The sequence below is a fragment of the Neobacillus rhizosphaerae genome (assembly GCF_050477885.1).
Taxonomy (GTDB): Bacteria; Bacillota; Bacilli; order Bacillales; family Cytobacillaceae; genus Neobacillus; species Neobacillus rhizosphaerae_A.
Genome location: NZ_JBCNAC010000067.1, coordinates 1 through 25,711, shown reverse-complemented (window position 1 = coordinate 25,711; position 25,711 = coordinate 1). Strand labels below are relative to the sequence as shown.

Annotated in this window: 25 protein-coding genes and 1 tRNA gene; 20 read left to right on the top strand and 6 right to left on the bottom strand. The window is 38.1% G+C overall.

The window, feature by feature from the left end:
* Window positions 1-26: 26 nt before the first annotated feature.
* Both ABES03_RS08930 and ABES03_RS08925 read right to left on the bottom strand, forming a co-directional pair.
* Window positions 27-100, bottom strand: a tRNA-Arg gene (locus tag ABES03_RS08930).
* 55 nt (window positions 101-155) lie between these two features.
* Complete coding sequence (locus ABES03_RS08925; protein WP_430116947.1) at window positions 156-905, bottom strand: TIGR02206 family membrane protein; 750 nt, start codon at window positions 903-905, stop codon at window positions 156-158.
* Between the two features lie 200 nt (window positions 906-1,105).
* On the opposite strand from ABES03_RS08925, the gene mutS reads away from it, so the two are divergent.
* Together mutS and mutL are read left to right on the top strand one after the other, a co-directional pair.
* Window positions 1,106-3,703, top strand: coding sequence for a DNA mismatch repair protein MutS (gene mutS / locus ABES03_RS08920; RefSeq protein ID WP_430116998.1), 2,598 nt, complete (start codon window positions 1,106-1,108; stop codon window positions 3,701-3,703).
* A gap of 19 nt (window positions 3,704-3,722) precedes the next feature.
* Window positions 3,723-5,663 (top strand): DNA mismatch repair endonuclease MutL, encoded by a 1,941-nt coding sequence (gene mutL, locus ABES03_RS08915; RefSeq protein ID WP_430116945.1) that lies wholly within the window; start codon window positions 3,723-3,725, stop codon window positions 5,661-5,663.
* 460 nt (window positions 5,664-6,123) lie between these two features.
* Here the strand turns inward: mutL and mreBH are convergent, their stop codons facing one another.
* Entirely contained in the window at window positions 6,124-7,131 is a 1,008-nt protein-coding gene (gene mreBH / locus ABES03_RS08910) for a rod-share determining protein MreBH (RefSeq protein WP_430116943.1), read from the bottom strand.
* A 304-nt stretch (window positions 7,132-7,435) separates the two neighbouring features.
* Between mreBH and miaA the strand changes: the two genes are divergently transcribed.
* From miaA to spoVK, 3 genes are all read left to right on the top strand, one after another.
* Window positions 7,436-8,392 (top strand): tRNA (adenosine(37)-N6)-dimethylallyltransferase MiaA, encoded by a 957-nt coding sequence (gene miaA, locus ABES03_RS08905; protein WP_430116941.1) that lies wholly within the window; start codon window positions 7,436-7,438, stop codon window positions 8,390-8,392.
* 26 nt (window positions 8,393-8,418) lie between these two features.
* A complete protein-coding gene (gene hfq, locus ABES03_RS08900; RefSeq protein ID WP_430116940.1) occupies window positions 8,419-8,652 on the top strand; it encodes an RNA chaperone Hfq in 234 nt (77 codons plus the stop codon).
* Between the two features lie 218 nt (window positions 8,653-8,870).
* Window positions 8,871-9,818, top strand: a complete 948-nt coding sequence (gene spoVK, locus ABES03_RS08895) for a stage V sporulation protein K (RefSeq protein ID WP_430116939.1) — start codon at window positions 8,871-8,873, stop codon at window positions 9,816-9,818.
* A gap of 41 nt (window positions 9,819-9,859) precedes the next feature.
* Here spoVK and ABES03_RS08890 read toward each other — a convergent pair whose 3' ends face one another.
* The gene (locus tag ABES03_RS08890) at window positions 9,860-10,465 is read right to left on the bottom strand and encodes a trimeric intracellular cation channel family protein (protein ID WP_430116937.1); all 606 of its coding nucleotides are present in this window, start codon (window positions 10,463-10,465) and stop codon (window positions 9,860-9,862) included.
* A 207-nt stretch (window positions 10,466-10,672) separates the two neighbouring features.
* Here ABES03_RS08890 and hflX point away from each other — a divergent pair, with 207 nt between their 5' ends.
* The 4 genes from hflX (at window position 10,673) to glnA (ending at window position 15,130) form a co-directional block, all read left to right on the top strand.
* Window positions 10,673-11,932 (top strand): GTPase HflX, encoded by a 1,260-nt coding sequence (hflX, locus tag ABES03_RS08885; RefSeq protein WP_430116935.1) that lies wholly within the window; start codon window positions 10,673-10,675, stop codon window positions 11,930-11,932.
* Window positions 11,933-11,946: 14 nt separating this feature from the next.
* A complete protein-coding gene (locus ABES03_RS08880; protein WP_430116933.1) occupies window positions 11,947-13,218 on the top strand; it encodes an aminotransferase class I/II-fold pyridoxal phosphate-dependent enzyme in 1,272 nt (423 codons plus the stop codon).
* A gap of 134 nt (window positions 13,219-13,352) precedes the next feature.
* Entirely contained in the window at window positions 13,353-13,754 is a 402-nt protein-coding gene (locus ABES03_RS08875) for a MerR family transcriptional regulator (protein ID WP_430116932.1), read from the top strand.
* 41 nt (window positions 13,755-13,795) lie between these two features.
* Window positions 13,796-15,130, top strand: coding sequence for a type I glutamate--ammonia ligase (gene glnA / locus ABES03_RS08870; protein WP_430116930.1), 1,335 nt, complete (start codon window positions 13,796-13,798; stop codon window positions 15,128-15,130).
* Between the two features lie 63 nt (window positions 15,131-15,193).
* Here glnA and ABES03_RS08865 read toward each other — a convergent pair whose 3' ends face one another.
* Window positions 15,194-15,478, bottom strand: a complete 285-nt coding sequence (locus ABES03_RS08865) for a DUF4257 domain-containing protein (RefSeq protein WP_430116928.1) — start codon at window positions 15,476-15,478, stop codon at window positions 15,194-15,196.
* A 206-nt stretch (window positions 15,479-15,684) separates the two neighbouring features.
* Window positions 15,685-16,308, bottom strand: a complete 624-nt coding sequence (lexA, locus tag ABES03_RS08860) for a transcriptional repressor LexA (protein WP_335530778.1) — start codon at window positions 16,306-16,308, stop codon at window positions 15,685-15,687.
* Window positions 16,309-16,465: 157 nt separating this feature from the next.
* Between lexA and yneA the strand changes: the two genes are divergently transcribed.
* The 11 genes from yneA (at window position 16,466) to ABES03_RS08805 (ending at window position 25,502) form a co-directional block, all read left to right on the top strand.
* Window positions 16,466-16,792, top strand: coding sequence for a cell division suppressor protein YneA (gene yneA, locus ABES03_RS08855; protein ID WP_430116926.1), 327 nt, complete (start codon window positions 16,466-16,468; stop codon window positions 16,790-16,792).
* Window positions 16,793-16,805: 13 nt separating this feature from the next.
* Window positions 16,806-17,453: a YneB family resolvase-like protein gene (locus ABES03_RS08850; protein ID WP_430116925.1), complete on the top strand. Its 648-nt coding sequence runs from the start codon at window positions 16,806-16,808 to the stop codon at window positions 17,451-17,453.
* A 75-nt stretch (window positions 17,454-17,528) separates the two neighbouring features.
* On the top strand, window positions 17,529-17,759 hold the full coding sequence (locus ABES03_RS08845; RefSeq protein WP_430116923.1) for a DUF896 domain-containing protein: 231 nt from the start codon (window positions 17,529-17,531) through the stop codon (window positions 17,757-17,759).
* Window positions 17,760-17,935: 176 nt separating this feature from the next.
* The gene (tkt, locus tag ABES03_RS08840) at window positions 17,936-19,942 is read left to right on the top strand and encodes a transketolase (protein WP_430116921.1); all 2,007 of its coding nucleotides are present in this window, start codon (window positions 17,936-17,938) and stop codon (window positions 19,940-19,942) included.
* A gap of 230 nt (window positions 19,943-20,172) precedes the next feature.
* Window positions 20,173-20,613: a sporulation inhibitor of replication protein SirA gene (sirA, locus tag ABES03_RS08835; protein ID WP_308080078.1), complete on the top strand. Its 441-nt coding sequence runs from the start codon at window positions 20,173-20,175 to the stop codon at window positions 20,611-20,613.
* 73 nt (window positions 20,614-20,686) lie between these two features.
* Window positions 20,687-20,902, top strand: coding sequence for a YneF family protein (locus tag ABES03_RS08830; RefSeq protein ID WP_307288731.1), 216 nt, complete (start codon window positions 20,687-20,689; stop codon window positions 20,900-20,902).
* A gap of 152 nt (window positions 20,903-21,054) precedes the next feature.
* Window positions 21,055-22,599 (top strand): spore germination protein, encoded by a 1,545-nt coding sequence (locus ABES03_RS08825; protein ID WP_430116919.1) that lies wholly within the window; start codon window positions 21,055-21,057, stop codon window positions 22,597-22,599.
* Between the two features lie 4 nt (window positions 22,600-22,603).
* On the top strand, window positions 22,604-23,716 hold the full coding sequence (locus ABES03_RS08820; protein WP_430116917.1) for a GerAB/ArcD/ProY family transporter: 1,113 nt from the start codon (window positions 22,604-22,606) through the stop codon (window positions 23,714-23,716).
* Window positions 23,691-24,944 (top strand): Ger(x)C family spore germination protein, encoded by a 1,254-nt coding sequence (locus ABES03_RS08815; protein ID WP_430116915.1) that lies wholly within the window; start codon window positions 23,691-23,693, stop codon window positions 24,942-24,944. The genes ABES03_RS08820 and ABES03_RS08815 overlap by 26 nt, the downstream gene beginning before the upstream one ends.
* Before the next feature lies 1 nt (window position 24,945).
* Window positions 24,946-25,104, top strand: coding sequence for a hypothetical protein (locus tag ABES03_RS08810; protein ID WP_430116913.1), 159 nt, complete (start codon window positions 24,946-24,948; stop codon window positions 25,102-25,104).
* Between the two features lie 86 nt (window positions 25,105-25,190).
* Window positions 25,191-25,502: a hypothetical protein gene (locus tag ABES03_RS08805; RefSeq protein WP_430116912.1), complete on the top strand. Its 312-nt coding sequence runs from the start codon at window positions 25,191-25,193 to the stop codon at window positions 25,500-25,502.
* The last annotated feature ends 209 nt before the right edge of the window (window positions 25,503-25,711 follow it).

Sequence of the window (25,711 nt, the reverse complement as noted above, 5' to 3'; positions counted from 1 at the left end):
GCCTTGAATTTTCAAGGCTTTTTTGACGTCCCAAAGAGGATTCGAACCTCCGACCTACAGTTTAGGAAACTGTTGCTCTATCCTGCTGAGCTATTGGGACCTGTTAGCAACGTAATTTATTATACTCAGTTAATCAAAAAAGGTCAATATAAACGTTAGTGGATGGTGAAGTTCTTGGATACTTCTGGTTGTTTTACAGCTTTAGCTTTTTCCCGGAAAATGAACCAGACGATCAAACTTAGTGAGATTAACAGCCCCTCTAACGATAAGATATACCAAGGGTATGGTCCAAGCACATCCAACAAACTCGAGCTGTCAGGTTTGTGACTTAGGAACATATAATTCCCGCCAACAACCTTATTGATGAACATAATAATAGGCATCAACACATTTAAGAACACAAACAATTTTGCCACTGACCAAATCGTCGGGCGATACCCTAGTGCCCAGGTAAAATATAAAGGCACCCAAATAATCATTAAATGCGTATAAAAGAAATGAAAGAAGCGGAAATGTGGGAAATCATAATTTAATAATGGTGTTAATAATGCCTGCGATGCCCCTAGTAAGGCTGTGAATAGTAAAATTTCATAGATGATTTTTAACCTTGTAAGCAGCAATACAATGGTTAGCATAAGACTGATGCTGCACAATTCAAGTGGAATGGAATGACTGACATTCCAACTACCATTTATGATCATCCAAAAATGATAAGAGGCTTCCATAATAATTAGTGAGATAGCCAAAACTATTTCAGTTTGTCGCATATTCTTCTTTTTAAGAGAATCTCTAAAAAGAAAAATACATACGGAACCAATGATTAGAATAGCTAGTACGATAAAATGACTAGTCGAAAACATATCAAAGTCATAGTTTTTATTGCTGCGGCCAAACCATTCCATCATCCCACCGTCCCTTATTCAGATTTTATCATGGTTTGATTTCGGAAATCGTCGAAAAACAGGAGAAAGTAAATTTAATTAATGGAAATTGGTAACTACTATCTATTAATTTGGCAAATATTCAACGAGTGCCTGACACTCCCGGTATGTGATATAATAATATGTCGAAAGAAATCGAAATGAATTTAACCGTGGAGGTCATTATGGCTGCTTATACGCCGATGATACAGCAATATTTAACAGTTAAGGCAGATTATCAAGATGCCTTTTTATTTTTTCGCTTAGGCGATTTTTACGAAATGTTTTTTGAGGATGCAATTAAAGCGTCACAGGAATTAGAGATTACATTAACGAGTCGTGATGGCGGCAGTGAAGATCGGATTCCAATGTGTGGCGTCCCGTACCATGCGGCTCCCAACTATATTGAACAGCTAATTTCAAAAGGCTATAAAGTTGCCATTTGTGAGCAAATGGAAGACGCAAAGATAACAAAAGGGATGGTCCGACGGGAAGTCGTTCAGTTAATTACCCCAGGTACAGTAATGGATGGCAAGGGGTTGAATGATAAAGAAAATAACTATATTGCCTCTATTACTGCATTTGACGATCAAACCTACGGATTCGCTTACAACGACATCTCAACTGGTGAAAGCCGAGTGACACTGCTTACCAATTATTTTGAAGAAGTTCTAAACGAATTGGCGGTTTTAAGTGCCAAAGAAGTAGTCGTATCAAGTAGCTTTGACGGAGAGCTTCAAAAGAAAATGCGTGAGCGTGATGTGATGGCTATTTCTTTTGAGGATAATAGTTCGATAGATATGACTTTTTCTCATCTTCTTGAGGATTTGAATCAAGATAAATTAAAGCAAACAGCGGCTAGGCTTTTTAACTATTTATATCGTTCGCAAAAAAGAAGCCTTGACCATCTTCAGCCAGTTACTACCTATCAAACTCATCAATTTATGAAAATTGATTACTACTCAAAGCGAAACCTAGAATTAACGGAAACGATTCGTTCTAAAGGAAAAAAAGGTTCCTTATTATGGTTGCTCGATGAAACCATGACGGCTATGGGTGGTAGGATGTTAAAACACTGGATTGACAGACCGTTAATTGATCAGGCTGGAATTATACAGCGTCAAAACATAGTAGAAGTTCTAGTGAGCCACTATTTTGAACGTCAAGAGCTTCGTGAGAAATTGAAGGAAGTCTATGATTTGGAACGCCTAGCCGGACGGGTAGCGTTTGGTAATGTCAATGCCCGTGATTTGGTGCAGTTGAAGCGGTCTTTAATGCAGGTACCTTTCTTAAAACAAACCCTACAAGCGATGATGGATGAACAGGTAAATCAGTTGGCTGAACGGCTTGATCCTTGTGAAGAGGTTGCGGATTTATTAGAGCAAGCTATTGTTGAAAATCCACCTCTTTCTTTAAAAGAAGGAAATATGATTCGTGATGGGTATAATGAGCAGCTTGATCAATATCGATATGCCAGCAGAAACGGTAAGACTTGGATTGCTCAGTTAGAACGTGAGGAACGAGATAAAACAGGAATTAAATCATTGAAGGTTGGCTATAATCGGGTATTTGGTTATTATATTGAAGTCACACGGGCGAACCTTCATCTTTTACAAGAAGGGCAGTATGAGCGTAAGCAAACTTTAACGAATGCGGAACGATTTATTACCCCGGAATTAAAAGAGAAAGAAGCGTTAATTTTACAGGCGGAAGAAAAATGCGGTGAGCTTGAATATGAATTGTTTACTGAAATTCGCGAGATCGTGAAGGAGCAAATTCCCCGATTACAAGCATTAGCGAAAATTGTAAGTGAGCTTGATGTTCTCCAGTGCTTTTCCCAGGTTAGTGAGGAGCGCCGTTATGTAAAGCCGGAGTTTTCAACGGAGCGCCGAGTCGTGATTAAAGAAGGTCGTCATCCAGTAGTTGAAAAGGTTTTAAATGCCCAGGAGTATGTGCCAAACGACTGCTTTATGGACAGTGACCGTGAAGTATTGTTAATTACTGGTCCAAATATGTCAGGTAAAAGTACGTACATGCGCCAAATTGCTTTGACCGCCATTTTAGCTCAGATTGGCTGCTATGTTCCGGCTTCCCAAGCGGTACTGCCGATATTTGACCAGGTGTTCACTCGTATTGGTGCAGCCGATGACTTAATTTCCGGTCAGAGTACCTTCATGGTGGAGATGCTTGAGGCAAAAAATGCGATAGCGAACGCCACACAAAACAGTTTAATTTTATTTGATGAAATCGGCCGTGGAACTTCTACCTACGATGGTATGGCATTGGCGCAGGCCATTATTGAATATATACATGAGCGGATTGGAGCAAAAACCCTATTTTCAACTCACTATCATGAATTAACCGTTTTAGAAGAAGAGCTGACTAAGCTTAAGAACATTCACGTTAGTGCGATTGAACATAATGGCAAAGTTGTTTTCCTTCATAAAATTAAAGAAGGTCCGGCAGATAAAAGTTACGGAATTCATGTGGCACAGCTGGCAGAACTTCCTGCAGAGTTAATCAATCGAGCGAACGAAATCTTAACTGCACTTGAGCAGTCAGACGTACAAGCTGTGCCAGCAAAGAAACCAATAGAAGCAAAACAAGTAGAGCAGCCTGCACAGCTTTCATTCTTTGATGAACCAAAAGAGCCGAAGAAGCATGAACCCTCTCCAAAAGAAAAAAGAGTATTGGATAAAATAAAAGAATTAGACTTATTAGATGTAACACCTTTACAAGCGATAAATATGCTGTACGATCTGCAGAAAAAATTAAAAGGCTAAAGAAAAGGAGGCGAACTGTATGGGGAAGATTATTCAATTAGATGACGCCCTATCAAATAAGATTGCGGCGGGAGAAGTAGTCGAACGCCCCGCCTCTGTTGTAAAAGAGCTTGTGGAAAATGCCATTGATGCTGGCAGTACCGTGATAGAAATTGAAGTAGAAGAAGCAGGACTGGCAAAGATTCGTATTACCGATAATGGTCATGGGATTGACGAAGAAGACGTTTTAATTGCTTTTCAACGTCATGCCACCAGTAAAATAAAAAATGAAAATGATCTGTTTCGTATCCGTACGCTTGGATTCCGTGGGGAAGCTTTGCCAAGTATCGCTTCTGTTTCAAGGCTTGAAATGAAGACCTCAACTGGTGAGGGTGCTGGAAACCGAGTAGTTATTGAAGGTGGCAAGGTGGAGGTTTTTGAAAAAACGTCGAGCCGACGGGGAACGGATCTCACGATTACCGATTTATTTTTCAATACACCTGCCCGGCTTAAATATATGAAAACCATTCATACAGAGCTGGGTAATATTACAGATGTTGTCAACCGTCTTGCTCTTTCACATCCAGAGGTAGCCTTCCGTTTGATTCATAACGAAAGGAAACTGCTGCAAACGAACGGAAACGGTGATGTTCGTCAAGTGCTGGCTTCCATTTATGGATTAGCCATCGCTAAGCAGTTAGTTCCTATTTCAGGTACTTCGCTCGATTACAAAATTAGTGGATTTGCTTCGATGCCGGAAGTTACAAGGGCATCGAGAAACTATATCTCAACGATGATTAATGGACGATTTATTAAAAACTACCCATTGGCTAAAGCCATTCAAGAGGGCTATCATACCCTACTTCCGATTGGACGCTTTCCGATTGTCCTATTGAACATAGAGATGGACCCATTGCTTGTCGATGTGAATGTTCATCCTTCCAAAATGGAGGTCCGCATAAGTAAGGAAGCGGAGTTAAATGAACTAGTAACATCGATGATTAAAGAGGTGTTCAAATCCAAGGTGCTTATTCCAACAGCCTATACGCCTGTTAAAAAAGAAGTGCTGAAGTCTGAGCAAACGGCTTTCGTGTTGGATGAAGGAACCAAACCAGAAAGTGAACCTATGAATGTTCAAAAGAAATGGAATGCTCCAGTTGAAGGGGTCACTGAGTCTCAATCGATTGAAGCTAGTCATTTTAGCAAAGAACCGCTGCTATCTGAGAGAGTGGGGGAATCTCTAGGTTGGGAGTCAGTTAACCCATTCTCTGCTGGATATGAGAGTTCACGTGTTAGTGGTGGAGTTGAGGAAGCAGAAGAATTACCTGAAACGATTGAATCGACAAAGGGTGCGTTTGAAGATAAATCAATTTCAACTGAAATCAATCCATCAGAAAGCCGTGTTCCGCGCTTATATCCAATTGGCCAAATGCACGGAACCTACATTTTTGCTCAAAATGATAATGGCTTGTATATCATTGACCAGCACGCGGCTCAGGAGCGGCTGAAATATGAATACTTCCGTGAAAAAGTGGGACAGGTGGAACCGGAATTGCAGGAAATGCTCGTTCCGTTAACCTTTGAGTATTCAACAGATGAATATATGAAAATCACCGAGCATCAACAGGAGTTGGAAAAAGTGGGAGTTTTTCTTGAAGAGTTTGGGATGAATAGCTTTATCGTCCGCTCACACCCTCAGTGGCTGCCTAAAGGGGAAGAAAAACAAATCATTGAAGACATGATTGAACAGCTTTTATCGATGAAGAAGGTAGACATTAAAAAGCTGCGTGAAGAAGCAGCGATTATGATGAGCTGTAAAGCTTCGATTAAAGCCAATCGTCATTTACGGAATGATGAAATCCAAGCTCTGCTCGATGACTTGAGAAAAGCATCAGATCCATTTACCTGTCCACACGGAAGACCGATCATTGTCCATTATTCGGTGTATGAGATGGAAAAAATGTTTAAACGGGTTATGTAATGGTTAAAAGAACATTCCTTTATAAGGGGTGTTCTTTTTTAGTGGGGCAAATATGTAAGAAATTAGAGCAACTTTATTCAAAATTGTTCTATTTCTACATAAAATCAATGGATATCTACACAAATTTGGGATTTATCTACACAAAATCAATGGATATCTACACAAAAATAAAGGATATCTACAAAATTAGAGATGTAACCTATCAAGTCTATTGGAATTCTACAAAATATCAAAGGAATTCTACAAAATATCAATTTATTCTACAAGATCAAGGTAGAATTCTACAAAATCAAAGATTAATTCTACAATCCATGGATAAATTTCCCAAAATATTACCACTACCACCAACAAAACCACCTATAACAAGCGGAGCGTTTGTTTGACGGACAATAATTAAAAACTCAATTAGAAATAGGCTGCAGGACAAGTCCCGCAGCCTAAGCCTATTCCGTATATATCCTTACCTGATCGCTGCTTGCAGCTTACTCATATACTGAAGAGCTTTACCCGTTCCAATTACAACACACTCAAGTGGATCTGAAGAAAGCTGAACAGGAACTACGATTTCCTTGCTTAACCATTCCTCCATACCATTTAACAGTGAGCCACCGCCGGTTAAAATTACGCCACGGTCAACAATATCACCACTCAATTCGGCAGGGCAGTCTTCAAGTGTCGCACGGATTGCTTCTAAAATATGAAGAAGAGCCTCTCTAAGAGCATTTTGAACTTGATAAGATGAAAGATTAATAGTTTTTGGTAAACCCGACACCAAGTCACGGCCGCGGATATCCAAGAAGCGCTCTTCATGATCAACCAGGGCATAACCAATTTCCATTTTAATTCTTTCTGCTGTTCTTTCTCCAATTAGTACATTGTATTCCTTACGAACAAATTGAATAATATCATCATCAAGACGGTCACCACCGACCTTAATCGAATGACAGGCAACGACACCTCCGAAAGAAATAATCGCAACCTCAGTATTACCACCGCCGATATCGACAACCACGTTGGCAACAGGCTCATCTACTGGCATTCCTGCTCCAATCGCTGCCGCAACAGGCTCCTCAATTAGAGAGATTTTCTTAGCTCCAGCATTTCTAACGGCATCCTGAATTGCTCTGCGCTCTACACTGGTGGAACCGGAAGGAATGCAAACGACCACATTCGGTTTACGGAAAGAGTAGCCCATTTTTTTTGTTGCCTTACGCATCACATGCTTAAGCATGTCAGTAGTGACATCGAAGTCAGCAATGACCCCATCCTTTAAAGGACGAATGGTAACAACTTTTTCAGGAGTTTTACCAATCATTTCTTTGGCTTCAAGCCCGACAGCTACCACATTTTTTGTTTCTGTATCAATAGCCACAACAGAGGGCTCGTTAAGTGCGATACCTTTATTTTTACTATAAACTAATATATTTGCTGTTCCTAAATCAATACCTATATCAAAATTAGAAATCATGTTTTCACCTTATTCCTTAGTTTTATTCAAAAATAAACTACGATTAAGCCTAACATGAATTTGGGGGTGAAATGTGATTTGTAAATGAACCGTTAACCATTTGTAATGTTAAATGAAGTATTTTTCATCTTTGGAAGAAATTTGGATATAATAAATTCGTTGTCAAAGACGCATAGAAAAGGTTTTTTTTGTTTATACTTATTTGATGTTCAACTGCTTTTTAAATTTGTGTTACGATGTAGGGGTGAAAGCAGAAAGTACAATCCTGTTTTCATTGAAAATGAAATAAGGCAGTGTGAAAATATTGAATTCGAAACAAAATGTACTGGTGATCATCGGTCCAACCGCTGTAGGAAAAACAAAGTTGAGTATTGAAATGGCAAAACGGTACAATGGTGAAATTATCAGCGGGGATTCGATGCAAATCTATCGGGGAATGGACATTGGGACTGCGAAAATTACTAATGAGGAAATGGAAGACATTCCACACCATCTTATTGATATTAAGGAGCCCTATGAAAGTTTTTCCGTTGCTGAATTTCAAGAACTCGTAAGGGCTAAAATAGCTGAGATTGCTGAAAAAGGGAAACTTCCGATTATTGTTGGAGGGACCGGCCTATACATTCAGTCAGTCATCTATGATTATCAATTTTCCGATGTTTCTGGAGATGAAGCTTATCGTCTTCGGCTGGAGGAAAGAGTAAAAGAAATAGGGAATGAAGCACTTCACCAAGAATTAGTGGAGGTAGATCCTGGAAGTGCTGCACAAATCCATCCCAATAATGTGAGACGGGTCATTCGAGCGCTGGAAATTTATCACCTGACTGGGAAGACGATGCAAGAATACCAAAGTTATCAGCAACCAGATTTGTTGTACAATACAGCAATTGTGGGCTTAACCATGGATCGGGACCAGCTGTATGAACGCATTAATTTACGGGTAGATATGATGATGGATGAAGGTCTTCTACCGGAAGTAAAAGCCTTATATCAACAAGGGTTACGTGAGTGTCAATCCATCCAAGCCATTGGTTACAAAGAAATATATGACTATCTTGATGGGAAGGTCACGCTTAGCGAAGCAGTAGAAAACTTAAAGCAAAATTCCCGAAGATATGCGAAAAGGCAATTGACTTGGTTTCGTAACAAAATGAAGGTAGAATGGTTTGATATGAGTCATGTGAATAATTTCTCAAAAAAAATAGCTGAAATTTCACAATATGTTGAAGGAAAGCTACAAGTAAAATCGAATACATATTAGTAGAGATAAAAGAGGAGGATATACAAATGAAAACGACAATCAATATTCAGGACCAATTTTTAAATCAATGCCGTAAGGACAATATGCATGTTACGGTGTTTTTATTAAATGGGTTTCAATTAAGAGGACAAATTAAGGGCTTTGATAATTTTACCGTTCTTTTTGAGTCAGAAGGCAAGCAACAGTTAGTATTTAAGCACGCCATTTCTACTTTTGCTCCACAAAGAAATGTCAATTTGGATTTAGAAAACCAACAATAACCTAGTTTCTCAAAATAGAGTCCGTCTAAGGGCTCTTTTTGTTTTTTCAGGCATAAATAGAAAAACTTTTTTAATGAAAGCGATTGGTCGTGAATACACATAGAAATGAAGGATTATGCTTTCCTTTGTAGATCAAGTGATCCGAATGTATGACAAATAAATTCAAAGTAGTCATAGCTACTTTAAGTATACTGTCTGCAGAATGAGAGGTGAAAGCTTTGGATCAACCATTTCGCATGAAAAGTAACGGCCAAATAAGCGTTGTCCTCAATTCACAAAAGAAAAAAACCTTAACAAAAGAGGCGCCAGAATTCCAAGTTGTTCCAAAGATCATTCCCCCTGAGCACACGGCTTTAAAGGAAATAGAAGAGGAGCTAGGGGCTTTGGTTGGTATGGATGAAATGAAGCGAATGATAAAAGAAATTTATGCGTGGATTTATGTGAACAAGAAACGGGAAGAAATGGGGCTGAAAGCTAGAAAACAAGCTCTCCATATGATGTTCAAAGGGAATCCGGGAACCGGAAAAACAACCGTTGCTAGGCTGATTGGAAAGCTTTTTCAAAAAATGTCTGTTCTTACAAAGGGACATTTAATCGAGGCAGAACGAGCAGACCTTGTTGGGGAGTATATCGGGCATACAGCTCAAAAAACAAGAGATTTAATTAAGAAAGCTCAAGGTGGAATTTTATTTATTGATGAAGCCTATTCCTTAGGGCGTGGTGGGGAAAAGGATTTTGGAAAGGAAGCCATCGATACGTTGGTAAAGCATATGGAAGATAAACAGCATGAGTTTATTCTTATTCTTGCCGGATATTCCAGAGAAATGGATTACTTCCTTACACTAAACCCTGGACTTCACTCACGGTTTCCTTTAGTAATTGACTTCCCAGACTACAATATCCCTCAATTGATGGATATTGCTGGCAGAATGTTAGTGGAAAGGGAATACAATCTAAGTCACGAGGCTGAAAAAAAATTAAGGGATCATCTTATTTGGGTAAAGTCTGTCCTAAACCCTAATAGTTTTTCAAATGGGAGATATGTTCGCAATGTCATAGAGAAATCTGTTCGCGCCCAAGCGATGAGGCTATTGATGCTAAATAATTATGACAGACACGAATTAATGACCCTCAGAAGTAATGATCTGGTGTTTGATGAAGATTAATAAAAAAATCGGCGGATAGTAGAATCCGTCGATTTTTTATCTTAGTGCGTCCCAAGATTCCTTGATGGAAGCTTCCAATCGAAGGTATAGGAAAGTACTCGCAAAATAGTAACAAGAGCAAATAACGTATACAGTTCCCATGAATCTACTGCCAGTTTAAGTCCAATGATAAGACCTGCAAGGATCGCCCAAACCGCATAAATTTCTGAACGAAGAACAATCGGTTTTCTACCGGCCAATAAATCACGGATAATTCCGCCACCAATCCCGGTTAATACAGCAGCGACAATAACGGCGCTAAGCGGATGATTCATTTTTGCAGCATAGATGGCCCCTTGAATAGCAAAGGCGGATAGACCGATGGCATCGAAAAAGTTTCCCCACTTTTGCCAATGCCTAAGTAAATTGCTTGGAAATAAGAAGACCGCGGTAATGGATAGCAAGGCAATTTGAAAAAATAAACCTTGTTCCCATAAAGCAGATACGGGGACGCCAATTAACAGATTTCGAATGGCCCCTCCTCCGAAAGCGGTAACAATTCCTAAAATATAAACGCCTAAAATATCATATTCCTCTTCCATGGCCACAATGGCTCCACTAATAGCGAAGGCAATTGTACCAATCATACTCAAAACTTCCCATGTCATTGTGCTTCGTTTCTCCTCGATGTCTATTTTTAAGAAAATCATCATGTTAATAGTAAAATATAGTGAAAGCAAACATTAAAATTTTATCATGATAAGAGAAAATTACAATAAGTTTTTTAATATCGGAAATGTAAGGGAAAATTAGAGTATGCAAGCGTTTTTTGTTATGATGAATGGTAGAGCCTTTTAGGGAAGGAAGGATGCCTTGTGGAACAAAAGGAAACAAAGGAAAAAGTGATTCTCGTTGGCTGTCAAACAAATAAAGACGAGGATTCACGATTTCAATATTCTATGGAAGAATTAGCGGCATTAACAGAAACTGCTCAAGGTGAAGTGCTCATCTCAGTTGTTCAAAAACGGGACCGTGTTCATTCGGCTACATATATTGGCAAAGGAAAAGTAGAAGAACTTAATGCATTAGTTGAGGAACTTGAAGCAGATGTAGTGATCTTTAATGATGAACTATCACCGAGTCAAAAAAGAAACCTCGGTGCAGAAATAGAAGCTCGGATAATTGATCGAACACAGCTCATTTTAGATATCTTTGCACAACGGGCTCGTTCCAAAGAAGGGAAATTACAAGTAGAACTTGCCCAGCTGCAGTACCTTCTTCCACGTCTAGCAGGTCAAGGGACCGCATTATCACGGTTGGGTGCAGGGATTGGAACAAGAGGACCAGGTGAAACAAAACTAGAATCAGACCGCCGTCATATTCGCAGAAGAATTGACGATATCAAAGGTCAGCTTTCAGTCATCGTTCAGCACCGCGATCGGTACCGTGAAAGAAGAAAGAAGAATAAAACCTTTCAGGTGGCGATTGTCGGCTATACCAATGCGGGAAAATCAACCTTGTTTAATCGTCTCTCCGAAGCGGAGTCGTACGAAGAGAACCAATTATTCGCTACGCTTGACCCAATGACTAGAAAATTAATTTTACCAAGTGGGTTCTTAGCTTTAATTACTGATACGGTAGGATTTATTCAGGATCTACCAACCACCCTAATTGCGGCATTTCGTTCCACTCTTGAAGAAGTAAAGGAAGCAGACCTTTTGCTCCATGTGGTTGATATGTCCAATCCAGATTATTTTCAGCATGAAAAAACAGTTAAGAAACTCCTGGATGACTTAGATATTAAAGATATTCCGCAATTAACCGTTTATAATAAAAAGGATATACAACATCCTGACTTCGTTCCAACAGCCAATACACCAACTGCTTTTATTAGTGCATTTAATCAAGAAGATCGTCAGCACTTAAAAGAGAGAATTGAGAAGATGGTGGTGGAGCTAATGGAACCGTACGAGGTTGAGGTACCTTCAACAGAAGGGAAGCTTCTGTCTCAATTGAAAAATGAGACGATTTTAAGGGAACTATCCTTTAATGAAGAAAACCAATTGTACCGGTGCAAAGGCTACTCTCTTCAAGATCATCAAATCACCGGACAATTGCAGAAATTTCAACAATAGATAGGGGTAACAACATGTTTCAACAGTTAAAAAATGGGGAAAAACTTCAGCCGATTGTGAAAGAAGTAGAACAGAAAATCGCTGAGGTACATAAACAAATTGATGAAAGAATCGAAACAAATCAATTTGGAGTATTAAGAAGCTTCCAAAAACATAGGGTCGGCGATTCGCATTTTATCCCATCGACCGGCTACGGATACGATGATATCGGCAGGGATACACTGGAATTAGTGTATGCAGATGTTTTTGGCGGTGAAGCAGGGCTTGTTCGCCCGCAAATTATTTCCGGTACACATGCGATTTCGATTGCTCTATTTGGTGTTCTCCGACCAGGTGATGAACTCCTATATATAACTGGCAAACCATATGATACGTTGGAAGAAATAGTCGGACTTCGCGGAAATGGAGTAGGGTCATTAAAAGAATTCGGGATTTCTTATGATAGTGTTCCACTTACCAATGAGGGTGGAATGGATTGGACGGCTATTGCCGATAAAATAAAGCCTAATACTAAAATGATCGGCATTCAGCGATCAAAAGGGTATGCAACAAGACCGTCATTTACGGTTGTGGAAATCGGGGAAATGATACGATTTGTAAAGGAAATCAAACCTGACGTCGTAGTATTTGTTGACAACTGTTATGGGGAGTTCGTGGAGGAAATGGAACCTTGCCATGTCGGAGCGGACCTGATGGCGGGTTCTCTTATTAAGAATCCTGGCGGCGGGATTGTGAAGACAGGCGGCTATATTGTTGGGAAAAAACAATGGGTGGAAGCATGTTCTTACCGGATGACATCACCGGGAATTGGAGCGGAGGCCGGTGCTTCTCTTTATAGCCTTCAAGAGATGTACCAGGGGTTCTTCCTTGCACCGCATGTAGTGGGTCAAGCGTTGAAGGGTGCGGTTTTTACTGCTGCGATGTTAGAGGAGCTAGGTATGAATTCTTCACCGAAGTGGAATGCGAACAGGACAGACTTAATCCAATCTGTTCAGTTTGACGACCGTGATAAAATGGTTGCATTCTGCCAAGCGATCCAATTTGCTTCACCGATTAATTCTTATGTAACACCGTACCCAAGCTATATGCCAGGATATGAGAATGATGTCATTATGGCGGCGGGAACGTTTATCCAAGGAGCCAGTATTGAATTAACAGCAGATGGCCCAATCAGACCACCGTATGTGGCATATGTTCAAGGGGGATTAACGTATGCCCATGTGAAAATGGCCGTGTGTCTTGCTGTTGACCATTTAGTTGAAAAAGGATTAATTGAATTAAATTAGGGGAAAATAGGACAGCGTTAGTTGTCCTATTTCATTTTGAAAAAACCATGTAAGAAAACCTTACATATGATTGACAATAAATCTAACACGAAATATAATAACAATATGATTTAACAAAAGGGAGGAGAAATTTGGTGAGTGGAAAGGAAATTCGCCGTTCCATGCCACTGTTTCCCATCGGAACTGTCATGCAACTAACGGAGCTTACAGCTAGGCAAATCCGCTATTATGAAGAGCACCAATTGATTTCTCCAGCAAGAACCGAGGGAAATAGGCGTCTGTTTAGCCTTAACGATATTGATAGGCTTCTAGAAATCAAGGATCTTATTGATCAGGGAGTCAACATGGCAGGAATAAAGCAACTCTTTGCGGTTAAACAGCAGCAAGCAGAAACACTAGAAAAGCAAACTGAAAAAGTCAAGCGAGAGCTAACAGATGAACAACTTAGAAAGCTACTCCGCAACGAAATTATTCATTCAGGAAGAAACAATCGATCCACATTGCGTCATGGCGATATGTCTCGGTTCTTCCATTAAATTCTACTAATTTCTTTTTTAAAAAAATTGGGGGTATTAAAATGGCAAAGTATTCAAGAGAAGATATTCAACGATTGGCAAAAGAAGAAAACGTGAAATTTATCCGTCTTCAATTTACGGATATTCTTGGAACAATTAAAAACGTGGAGATTCCAATCAGCCAATTAGAAAAAGCACTTGATAACAAAATGATGTTTGATGGTTCATCTATCGAAGGTTTTGTACGTATTGAAGAATCTGATATGCTATTATATCCAGATTTAAGCACTTGGGTTGTTTTCCCTTGGACAGCTGAAAAAGGAAAAGTAGCTCGTTTAATCTGTGATATCTATACTCCAGAAGGAAAACCTTTCGAAGGTGATCCACGAAATAACCTAAGAAGAGTATTAAAGGAAATGGAAGAGTTAGGATTCACTAACTTCAACCTAGGACCTGAACCAGAATTCTTCTTATTTAAATTAGATCAAAAAGGTGAGCCAACATTAGAATTAAACGACCAAGGTGGCTATTTCGACTTAGCTCCAACAGATCTAGGTGAAAACTGCCGTCGTGATATCGTTCTTGAACTAGAAGAAATGGGCTTTGAAATCGAGGCTTCCCACCATGAAGTAGCTCCAGGACAGCACGAAATTGACTTTAAATATGCTGATGCATTAACAGCATGTGACCAAATCCAAACATTCAAGCTTGTAGTTAAAACAATTGCACGTAAGCATGGTTTACACGCGACTTTCATGCCTAAGCCATTATTCGGTGTAAATGGATCAGGAATGCACATGAACTTATCATTATTTACAAATGGTCAAAATGCATTCTACGAGCCAACTGGTGATTTAGAAATGAGCGATACAGCTCGTCAATTTATTGCGGGTATCCTGAAGCACGCACCAAGCTTTACAGCTGTAACCAATCCAACTGTAAACTCATATAAGCGTCTTGTTCCTGGTTATGAAGCACCTTGTTATGTAGCGTGGTCTGCAAGAAACCGTTCACCATTAATTCGTATTCCAGCATCTCGTGGACTAAGTACTCGTGTTGAAGTACGTAGCGTTGACCCGGCTGCAAACCCATACTTGGCAATGGCTGTGCTTCTAAAAGCTGGTCTTGACGGAATTAAAAATAAATTGACTCCTCCTGCTCCAGTAGACCGTAACATCTATGTTATGAGCAAGGAAGAAAGAATCGAAGAAGGTATCATTGATCTTCCAGCTACACTAGCTCAAGCATTAGACCAATTAAAGTCTAACGAAGTAATTGTGGCTGGTCTTGGAGAGCACATCTTCGAACACTTTGTAGAAGCAAAAGAAATTGAATGGGATATGTTCCGTACAGTCGTTCACCAATGGGAACGTGATCAGTACATGAGCATGTACTAAAAACAAAAACCTTAGCGCCTTAATGGCTGCTAAGGTTTTTTATTATCCTAGATCGTATAGGTGTTATTTCTCACCTTCTTGGCTTAACACTCTAAATCTATTTAGGACTGTATCACCGCCGATGCCAGCAATGATTGAAAAAACGATGATTTCTACTAATGAATTTGGTGCTGTGTACAAAACGAGGAGGAGAGAGGCGACCGCTCCTAGAAGCAATTCTTCTAGAAAACCCAGATAAATGAACTTTTTTGTTTTCCTTGGCATGATAATTTTACCGTGTTTCCGAACATGTCCAACAACCCCAACCAATCCACCAATTACTACAGAGAAAATAATGTCCCATAACACTGTTTCTCACACTCCTTAAGCCTTTTATTTTTTGGACCTAAGGTAAATCTTGGTGTATTACTATTATATTAAAGCACTGTACTAATATCATGAGTAAATATACTGAATTTTCAATATATTAAACATAATAATGTATTTTATTGAAATTTTTCCCAATATATTGAACAAAGAAGAGCTGCACCAGCTTGGTGACAGCTCTTTTTTATTTAATGGATATGTCGGTAAACACCTATTACTTTTCCTAAAATGGAGACATTCCGTAGAATAATAGGTTCCATTGTAGAATTTTCTGGCTGCAAACGGATGTAATCCTTTTCTTTAAAAAATCTTTTACATGTTGCTTCGTCTTCCTCTGTCATTGCTACAACAATATCACCATTATTAGCTGTTGGCTGTTGTTTAACAATGACATAATCTCCGTCAAGAATTCCTGCTTCTATCATACTTTCACCCATAATTTCTAGCATGAATACATGTTCATCGGCTGGTGCCAAGCTTTCTGGAAGCGGAAAGTACTCCTCAACATTTTCGATTGCAGTAATTGGTAAGCCTGCAGTAACTTTCCCAACTACTGGTACGTTGACAACTTTGTTTCTCGGAATATGAGCAGCTTCGTCCGCTTCTAATATCTCAATGGCTCTTGGTTTTGTAGGATCCCGTCTTATAAGGCCTTTGCTTTCAAGTCTTGCTAAGTGACCGTGAACAGTAGAGCTGGATGCAAGTCCAACAGCTTCGCCGATTTCTCTAACAGAAGGAGGATAACCTTTACTCTTGACCTCTTCTTTAATGAAATCCAAGATATCCTGCTGCCGCTTTGATATTTTTACCATAAAATGCACCTCGCCTGGTTAATGTTGTCTTTATTATAGCATGTTCGCCTTTTTTATACAAACATAAGTTCGAAAATGAAGTTGACAACAAACAAACGTTCGTACTATAATAAAAATAACAAAAGAGAACATATATTCTTATTAGAGGTGTAATCATATGAAAAAATTATGGAACCAGTACTCCTATGCTATTACTCTTATTCTGTTAAGCTGTTCAATTGCTATCATTCTATCCTTCCAGTATCACTCAAATGAAGAGGATCAGTTTATAAAAGTAACAATCTCTGAAGGGGATTCGTTATGGGGAATCTCTGACCAATATTCTACACAGCATTCATTAACGAATAAAGAATTTGTAGGTTGGGTTAAAAAACATAACAAAATGGTAAATGATCAAATCTTTCCTGGTGAAGAAATTATCATCCCTGTAAGTAAAGATGACTCTTCCTCTACAACGGAGCTAGCAAGTGCTCCGGGAAATTAGTTAGGTAATATAGATGAAAGCAATTATTTATTGTCGTGTTAGCACGAATAAAGAAACCCAGGAAACCTCATTAGAACGTCAGGAAGAAGAATTAATCCAGCTGGCGAAACAGCATCAATTCGAAATTGATACGATTATTAAAGAACAATCGAGTGGCTATGATTTTGATCGTGAGGGCATACTACAGGTATTAGATCGAATAAAAGATCAACAGGTTCATGCTTTGTTAATTCAGGATGAAACCCGTCTTGGGCGAGGTAATGCGAAAATTGCTCTCTTACATTGCATCTTAAAGGAAAACATCAAGCTGTATTGCATATCCCATAATGGCGAATTACAACTATCTGAATCTGACTCAATGGTGCTACAGATTGTCAGTATGGTGGAGGAATACCAACGAAAGCTTCATAATGTAAAAATTAAGCGGGGAATGAAACGAGCGGTTGAACGAGGATATCAACCACAACATAACTTAAGAAATCTCGGAGAATCTTCAGGCAGGGATAAAATTGAAGTTCCTATTGAAGAAATTGTTAGGATGAGAAATAGTAACATGACTTTTGCCGAAATTGCCGCAACGCTTAGAGGCTTGGGTTATCGTATTTCTAAAGCTACAATACATAGGAGATACCAGGAATTTATAGAATCACAAGTTGAGTAGACCTTTTGCCTTGTCAGAAGGTCTTATTTTTAGTAAAATCAGATGTCAGACGACTAATTGAAAGGAAGGTTCTTTATGCTATCAAAAGAAAAAATGGCTAGAATTAATGAGTTGGCCAGAAAATCGAAATCGACAGGATTAACGGAACTAGAAGCAAAAGAGCAATCTAAACTACGAAGTGAGTATTTAGCAACTTTCCGTTCTAGTATGCTTGATACTTTAACAAATACAAAGTTCATCGACCCAAAAGGTAATGATGTAACACCTGAGAAAATTAAGGCTAGAAAGAAAAATACACTTCATTAATAAATCGGAATACATTTTGTATTCCCTTTTTACATATACAAACAAATAATGTGTCAAAATAAGAAACAAAATGCCTTTTGAATCTTATTTCAATGCTTTTTGTTGAATTAAAAACATCGGCAATATAATATTAATGATGTATTTAGTATCCTAGTGATTAAGAAAGGATGTAATTTATGTTTAATACTATTGATGATTTATCTGTTACTTCAATCCGAACGCTTTCCATTGACGCAATCGAGAAAGCAAACTCAGGCCATCCTGGTATGCCGATGGGTGCGGCTCCAATGACTTATACATTATGGACACGTTTCATGAATCATAACCCCAAAAACCCTAAATGGTTTAACCGTGACCGATTTGTTTTATCTGCAGGTCATGGTTCAGCATTGTTATACAGCATGCTTCATTTATCTGGTTATAATTTATCAATGGATGATCTAAAACAATTTCGTCAGTGGGGTAGTAAGACTCCTGGACATCCAGAGTATGGTCACACTGAAGGTGTGGAAGCAACAACAGGCCCACTTGGCCAGGGAATCGCTATGGCAGTGGGTATGGCAATGGCGGAGCGCCATGTAGCCGGTGTTTATAATAAAGAGAATTATGAAATAGCCAACCACTTTACATATAGTATTTGCGGTGATGGGGATTTAATGGAAGGTGTATCAGCTGAGGCTGCCTCTCTTGCTGGTCACTTAAAATTAGGTCGTTTGGTTGTTCTATATGATTCAAACGATATTTCATTGGATGGGGACTTAGATAAGTCTTTCTCTGAAAGTGTTAAAGATCGTTTCCTTTCATACGGATGGCAATATCTTCGTGTTGAAGATGGAAATAACCTGGAAGAAATTGCGAAAGCTCTTGAAGAATCTAGAAATGATCTAGACCGTCCAACTATGATTGAAGTTAGAACAGTTATTGGTTACGGTTCACCGAACCGCGCTGGTACTTCAGGCGTTCACGGATCTCCACTAGGGGCTGATGAGCTAAAGCTTACCAAAGAAGCTTATAAATGGACATTCGAAGAAGATTTCCATGTTCCACAGGAAGTATATGATAACTTCCAAAAACTTATCGTTGAAACAGGCGAGAAGAAGGAAAAAGAATGGAACGATCTTTTTGCACAGTATAAGAAAGAATATCCTGAACTTGCTACTCAATTAGAGCAGGCATTAAACAATGAACTACCTGCTGGCTGGGACAAAGAAGTTCCTGTCTACAGTGAAGGAAAGAGCTTAGCAAGCCGTGCTTCTTCTGGAGAGGTATTAAATGCAATTGCGAAAAACCTTCCAACATTTATTGGCGGTTCTGCTGACCTTGCTGGTTCAAATAAAACCATGATTAAGGGGTCAAAGGACTATATGCCAGGTGCCTATGAAGGACGTAATTTCTGGTTCGGTGTCCGTGAATTTGCAATGGGTGCTGCAATGAACGGTATGGCCCTCCATGGTGGCATAAAAGTATTTGGTGGAACATTCTTCGTATTCTCTGATTATTTACGTCCAGCTATTCGTTTAGCTGCGTTAATGGGATTACCTGTAACCTATGTATTTACCCATGACAGTATTGCTGTTGGTGAAGATGGACCAACACACGAACCTGTTGAACAGCTTGCAGCATTACGTGCAATGCCAGGATTATCCATCATTCGTCCGGCAGATGGAAACGAAACTGCAGCTGCTTGGAAGTTGGCAGTTGAATCTACCAATAAACCAACTGCACTTGTTCTAACTCGTCAAGATCTACCTACATTAAAAGGTACGGATACAAATGCATACGAGGGAGTTTCTAAAGGTGCCTATGTTGTTTCTCCATCTGAAAGAGAAACTCCAGATGCTTTATTATTGGCAACTGGTTCTGAAGTAAGTCTTGCTGTTGAGGCACAAAAAGCATTAGCAGGCGAAGGAATTCATGTGTCTGTAGTAAGCATGCCTTCATGGGATCGTTTTGAACAGCAATCTCAGGAATACAAAGATTCCGTTCTTCCAAAGAACGTGAAAAAACGTCTTGGTATTGAAGTAGGTACATCCTTTGGATGGCACAAATATACTGGTGACGAAGGCGATGTGTTGGCAATAGATATGTTCGGAGCATCTGCACCAGGTGAAAAGATTATGGAAGAATACGGCTTTACAGTTAATAATGTTGTTGCCCGTATGAAGGCAATGTTACAAAAATAAACAACAAATGTAAGGGACAGCTTTTAGCTGTTCCTTTTTTTTGTGAAAAATTTTTGAAAAAATTACTTTTCTGAAGGAAAGTTCATATTTTCTATCGAATTCATAGTAGATTTGTTTAGAAATCCGTTAATCGACAAAAGTAGTGGAAGTTTTTGCCGCAGTAAGACAAATGATTCGTTTGTGTTTTTTTATAATAGAAAAAAGGGGAATCAACGAAGGAGAGAACCGTAGTGAGAAAATATCAGCTATATTTAATAGAAGATGAATTTGCGGCCCATTACTTCGGAAGAGAGCGACTATTTTTTCAGCTTTTTCAGGAACATCAACATGCAGTTGGCGAGCTAAAATTTATAACAAAAAAACAAATTTCATATATCACAAAAAGAGTAGAAGTCTTAAAAATTCACCAGTTAATCCAGAAGCAGCTTGGAAAGATTAAGGGATTTAAAGCTGACCATGGTGCATATACGATTGAATTGAGCGGAAAACTAAGTACAGCAAAGGTTGAAGTGTTTCAGGATTTGATTACAGTAGAAGCACAAGGAAGCTATGAAGCGGAAACAGCATTTTTTGAAGTGCTTAGAAAATGTGAATCATCCTTTCTAGCTATTGACCTTGAACATCAACGTTATGGCTGGTTAAAACCAATTAAAGAAAGAAAATTTATCTAATTGAAACGAGATATTGTCTTATCTCGTTTTATTTAGTACACTGTATGATAGACAACATGAAGGAGGAAGTTTAATGGGTATGTACATTCTAGTAGGTATACTAGCATTAGTAGCTGGTGTAGCACTAGGATTTTTCATTGCTCGGAAGTATATGATGAGCTATTTAAAGAAAAATCCGCCAATTAATGAGCAAATGTTAAAAATGATGATGATGCAAATGGGTATGAAGCCTTCACAAAAGAAGATCAACCAAATGATGTCAGCTATGAACAAGCAACAATCTAAATAATTGGACAAGCACATCTATCATATACATTGACCAAACCAATTAAGAGAAACGACCTACAAGTCGTTTCTCTTTTTTATTTCCTAAAAAAGGGAATGAAAGATGGATATTATGAGAACCTTAAAAATAAAAGGCAAGTAGTGGAGTGGTTTAATTTGTTAAAGCAATTACGGAGAAAAATGAATCAAATTTCTCAACAACAAGAGGATAAAGAGAATGTCCACTCTGATGAACTTATACATTTAAAACAGAGCATTATATTTAGAGAACTTGCCAGAAACAACGAAGCAATCGCTAAAATTTATAAATTACATAAGAATCGGGATATAAGCATCAGAAACTTAACAATCGGAGGATCGGGAGTAAAAGCGTGTATTGTATTTTTAACTCCGATCGTTAATGGAGAAATAATTGAAAGATCAATCATTAAGCCATTAATAACAAACACAGATAGAAATAAAGAAATCGAAATGCTCATTATAAATCAATCTATTAAGAAAATTTCTACCTTTAAGGAAGTCCTTTTAGAAGTGAACAAAGGGAGTACGGTTTTATTTATCGATAATTGTTCCATTGCTTTTTCCATGGAAACCGCACAGGTTAAAGCCAGGAATATTGAAAAAGCAGAAACTGAAGTAATCTTAAAAGGGCCAAAAGAGGCTTTTACAGAGAATGTTGATGATAACATCTCATTAATTCGTAAAAAGTTTAGAACGGAAAGTTTAATAAATGAGTCAATAACCGTTTCAAAGAAAAATAACGATGAGGTATATATTCTTTATTTAGAGGATGTAGTAAATGAAGAATTATTAGAAAATGTAAAAAAAAGTTTACAGTCATTTGAAGTAGATGTGATTCAAAACATTGGAATTTTAGAGCAATATATTGAGGATAGGGAAAAATCGATATTCCCAACCACCCTTTATACTGAAAAACCTGATAGGGCAGCATCATTTATTCAAGATGGATATATCGTTTTACTGATGCATAGCTCTCCAGCTTGTTTAGTCCTACCCGCAACCTTCTGGGCCTTTTTTCATACACCAGATGAACATTATTTACGATTTTTATTTGGGAATTTTACGAGAGCATTACGGGGAATGGCCATATTTATTGCCTTATTTACATCTGCCATTTATATATCCATTACTAACTATCATGCGCAGATGATTCCGCCAGATTTGTTGCTGGCCATATCATCGACAAGGGAAAGAGTACCATTCCCAGCTTTCATTGAGATTTTAATAATGGAAATTGCTTTTGAATTAATTCGTGAAGCCGGTTTGAGGGTACCGAATCCAATTGGGCCAACCATTGGAATTGTGGGAGCGCTCATCCTTGGCCAGGCAGCTGTAGAGGCAAATGTAATTAGTCCTCTTGTTATTATAGTTGTTGCATTAAGTGGTTTATCATCGTTTGCAGTCAGCGATATCAGTTTTAATTTTGCCATTCGTATTATAAGATTTATCTTTATTATTGCAGCTGGGATTTTAGGCATATATGGCATGGTTGTGATATTTGTAATGGGATTATCTTATATGGTTTCTATTAGGAGCTTTGGGGTTCCATATTTAGCTCCCATGACTCCAAGATATAAAGCCTCTCAAGATACGGTATTTAGGAAAATTCTACAAAATGAAAGATGGAGGCCAGGATTTTTAAAACCAAAGGATTTAGAAAAAAAGGGAGATACAACGTAAAATTATGAATAAATCGACTAGCACTGTTGGAATTAGAGAATATGTGGCTACGATGCTATTGATTATTGGGGTCAAACTATCTGATAGTACCCCTGCTCTTTACTTCGATAGCTTAAAAAGTGCTGCTTGGATGGGACCTTTAATAGGAGGAATCATCACAACCATCCCATTATTTTTCTTAATTAAAGTATTATCCCTGTATGAATCTAAAAACCTCCATGAATTAAATATCTTACTATTTGGTAAGTACATTGGGTTTCTGTTTTCCTTTATCTTTTGGGTCTATGGTTCCTTAGTAATATCAGTTGATACAAGGAGCTATGTAGATATTATTGCCACTCTTTATTTTGTAAAAACCCCAACCATAGTTATCTTCATTGCTTTAATGGTAGCATGTGCTTACACAGCCAAAAAAGGAATCCAAAATCTTACATCATTGTCTTGGATTGTTCTATCTTACGTGAAAATCACACTGTTATTAGCCTTATTATTAACACTTAAAGATGCTAATACATTCGCCATTTTTCCATTATGGGGGCCGGGTATCAAAAAGGTTGTCACTGAAAGTGCTTTAAAAACCTCAGTTTATGGAGATTTTTTATATATGGGATTAATTTTTCCTTTTTTCACTTCCAAAAAAGTCTTCTCTAAAGGCTCGTGGATTGCCTTAGCTTTTTTAACGGTTGAAATGACTATTGCATTTGTCCTTTATCTATTTATGTTTGATTATGGCCCTGCAAGTTTGTTAACCTACCCATTCCATGAAGTCATACGGTATATCTCCATTGGCGATTTTCTTACCAGTCTTGATACCTTTTTTTTCCCGTTTTGGCTGGTCGCCAGCTTAATGAGGTTTTCTATTTATTTATACTTAAGCGCGCTTCTATTAGGAAACCTTTTTAAAATAAAACAGTTTGAATATACAATTCCAATTTTAGCGAGTGTTTTTTTAATCTTGGGAATGATCCCAGAAACACCCTCGTTTACGATTTTTAAATTAAGAGACCCTTTATATGAACTTTTCTCGCCTGTATTTATTGTATTTCCACTCCTTCTCTGGGGGATGGCAAAGCTGAAGGGTGATTTTAAAAATGAACCAAAAAAAAATAATGCTTAAGATGACCGTATATATCTGTATGATTCTCTTACTTTGCGGCTGCTGGGATAAAAAGGAGTTAGAAGAGAGGGCTTATGTTATAGGTTTAGGAATGGCTAAGAACCACCAATCGAATAAGATTGATATTACATTTTTAATTGCAAACCCTGAGGTGGGAAGTCAGCAAAGTGGGTCCGGTTCAAAAGAACCTGCACGAGAAATACTTACGATTACCGCAAATGATTTTATCACAGCGCGTAATACAGCTAATGCGATTGTTGCAAGGGAACTTACTTATGACCTATTACGAGTCTTTGTTGTTTCTGAACAATTAGCAGGTGATAAGGACTTTATTCGGTATATATACGATGCGACAAAAGATAGGGAAATCAAGAGGGATGCGTATTTAATCGTTTCGAAAGAAGATCCCAGAGTTTTTTTTACCAATAATAAACCTAAGTTGGAAACAAGACCACATAAATATTTTCAATTTATGATAACAAGAGGAATTGAAACGGGATTGATTCCGGATTCAGATCTACATCGATTTTTTAGGGTAACAGAAAATGATGATGATTTATTTCTAGCCATGTATGCAACTACAAAGTTAGAAAAAGGGGGAAAGCGAGGGAATGAGGATGAGTACCTTGCTGGAGAAATAGAAACGGAAGGAACATCCAATCAAACACAATTCATTGGAGCGGCTGTTTTTAAAGAAGGAAAGATGATTGGGAAAATTACGGGGCAAGAAACAAGAATATCCGTGCTTTTAGACGATACGGCTGAGCTAAACGATGTATTAACAACATATCCCGACCCATTTAATAAAAAACTAAGAGTGGCGGCCCGAGTCATCAAGAAACAAAATAATGATATTAACATTGATATTAAACACGGTCCTCCAAAAATCAAAGTTACTTTACCACTTACCATTGAGATTTTATCTGACCCTAGCATGGTTAACTATGGAGCACATGAGGATAAGAAAAAAATCTTAAAAAAACACTTAGAAAATGTGATTTCAAAAAAAATTGAAGCTTATGTTAAAAGAACTCAAACCGAGTTTAAAGGAGAACCATTTACGTGGTCTGCTGAGGTAAGGAAACAGTTTAAAACAATACCTGAGTATAAGAAGTATAATTGGATGAAGGTATACCCTGATGCTAGAGTAGATATTAGGGCAGATATTACATTAGGTGAATTTGGTAAGCAGGAAAAGGTGCCAAATTTAGAAGAGTTGAGGGATTAATATGAAGATCGCATTATGGTTCATAATTATCCTAATGGTAAGTTATAGCGTAGCTTTCTCCATTTCTTTATGGAAAGATAAAAATAAAAGCGGTGCGGTTGTCATCATGATATTTGCCTTATTTATCTTAATCGCCCCATATTTTGTTTTAATGAAATAAAATGTTCACTAAATGTTTTAAAAATTAGCAGGAACCACCTACAACCATGTCTAACTATTTATTTAGGAAGTGGAGGTGGTACAGCTATGAGTCAGAAGGTCATTGAAGGTTTAGATAACGTGGTTGTTGGTAAAAATGAATGCTTATTTTGTGAAAATGATATTCAATATGTAGCGATTGTAAGAGGAGAAAATGATTTAGAGGAGTTAAAAAAACAGTATCCTTTTTGTGAATTCACTGATCAAGTATTACCTTTAAACAAGAAAGTGGTTAACAATGTCCTTAATAAAGAAACACAACAAATCGTTGATCTCGAAGTAATCGTTCGATGTCCTAAATGTAATGCCAACAACAGATTTACCAGTTATCTAAAGTTAAGAAAATGGGTAAAAGAATAATTCGTATTCAGCAATTCCTTTTGGGATTGCTTTTTTTATGATAAATACAAATTTGCAAAATGTTTATTATTTTATAAATATTTGGTAAAATAGAAACCTCGGGAATAAACTTCGTTTCCCGTAATATCACTTTTTTATTTATAGGCTTTGTTAAACGTGTCTGTTGATTTCAGCTCCAAGCGCTTCGCTTTCCGTGGGCGTTTCGGCGA

Coding starts and splice junctions, on each gene's coding strand:
- mutS (WP_430116998.1), top strand. CDS start 1,106: ATGGCTGCTTATACGCCGATGATACAGCAATATTTAACAGTTAAGGCA.
- ABES03_RS08820 (WP_430116917.1), top strand. CDS start 22,604: ATGAATAAATCGACTAGCACTGTTGGAATTAGAGAATATGTGGCTACG.
- glnA (WP_430116930.1), top strand. CDS start 13,796: ATGGCAAAGTATTCAAGAGAAGATATTCAACGATTGGCAAAAGAAGAA.
- ABES03_RS08880 (WP_430116933.1), top strand. CDS start 11,947: ATGTTTCAACAGTTAAAAAATGGGGAAAAACTTCAGCCGATTGTGAAA.
- lexA (WP_335530778.1), bottom strand. CDS start 16,308: ATGGTAAAAATATCAAAGCGGCAGCAGGATATCTTGGATTTCATTAAA.
- ABES03_RS08845 (WP_430116923.1), top strand. CDS start 17,529: ATGCTATCAAAAGAAAAAATGGCTAGAATTAATGAGTTGGCCAGAAAA.
- mutL (WP_430116945.1), top strand. CDS start 3,723: ATGGGGAAGATTATTCAATTAGATGACGCCCTATCAAATAAGATTGCG.
- ABES03_RS08925 (WP_430116947.1), bottom strand. CDS start 905: ATGATGGAATGGTTTGGCCGCAGCAATAAAAACTATGACTTTGATATG.
- ABES03_RS08850 (WP_430116925.1), top strand. CDS start 16,806: ATGAAAGCAATTATTTATTGTCGTGTTAGCACGAATAAAGAAACCCAG.
- ABES03_RS08805 (WP_430116912.1), top strand. CDS start 25,191: ATGAGTCAGAAGGTCATTGAAGGTTTAGATAACGTGGTTGTTGGTAAA.
- ABES03_RS08830 (WP_307288731.1), top strand. CDS start 20,687: ATGGGTATGTACATTCTAGTAGGTATACTAGCATTAGTAGCTGGTGTA.
- mreBH (WP_430116943.1), bottom strand. CDS start 7,131: ATGATTTCTAATTTTGATATAGGTATTGATTTAGGAACAGCAAATATA.
- yneA (WP_430116926.1), top strand. CDS start 16,466: ATGAAAAAATTATGGAACCAGTACTCCTATGCTATTACTCTTATTCTG.
- ABES03_RS08815 (WP_430116915.1), top strand. CDS start 23,691: ATGAACCAAAAAAAAATAATGCTTAAGATGACCGTATATATCTGTATG.
- ABES03_RS08890 (WP_430116937.1), bottom strand. CDS start 10,465: ATGACATGGGAAGTTTTGAGTATGATTGGTACAATTGCCTTCGCTATT.
- hfq (WP_430116940.1), top strand. CDS start 8,419: ATGAAAACGACAATCAATATTCAGGACCAATTTTTAAATCAATGCCGT.
- tkt (WP_430116921.1), top strand. CDS start 17,936: ATGTTTAATACTATTGATGATTTATCTGTTACTTCAATCCGAACGCTT.
- ABES03_RS08810 (WP_430116913.1), top strand. CDS start 24,946: ATGAAGATCGCATTATGGTTCATAATTATCCTAATGGTAAGTTATAGC.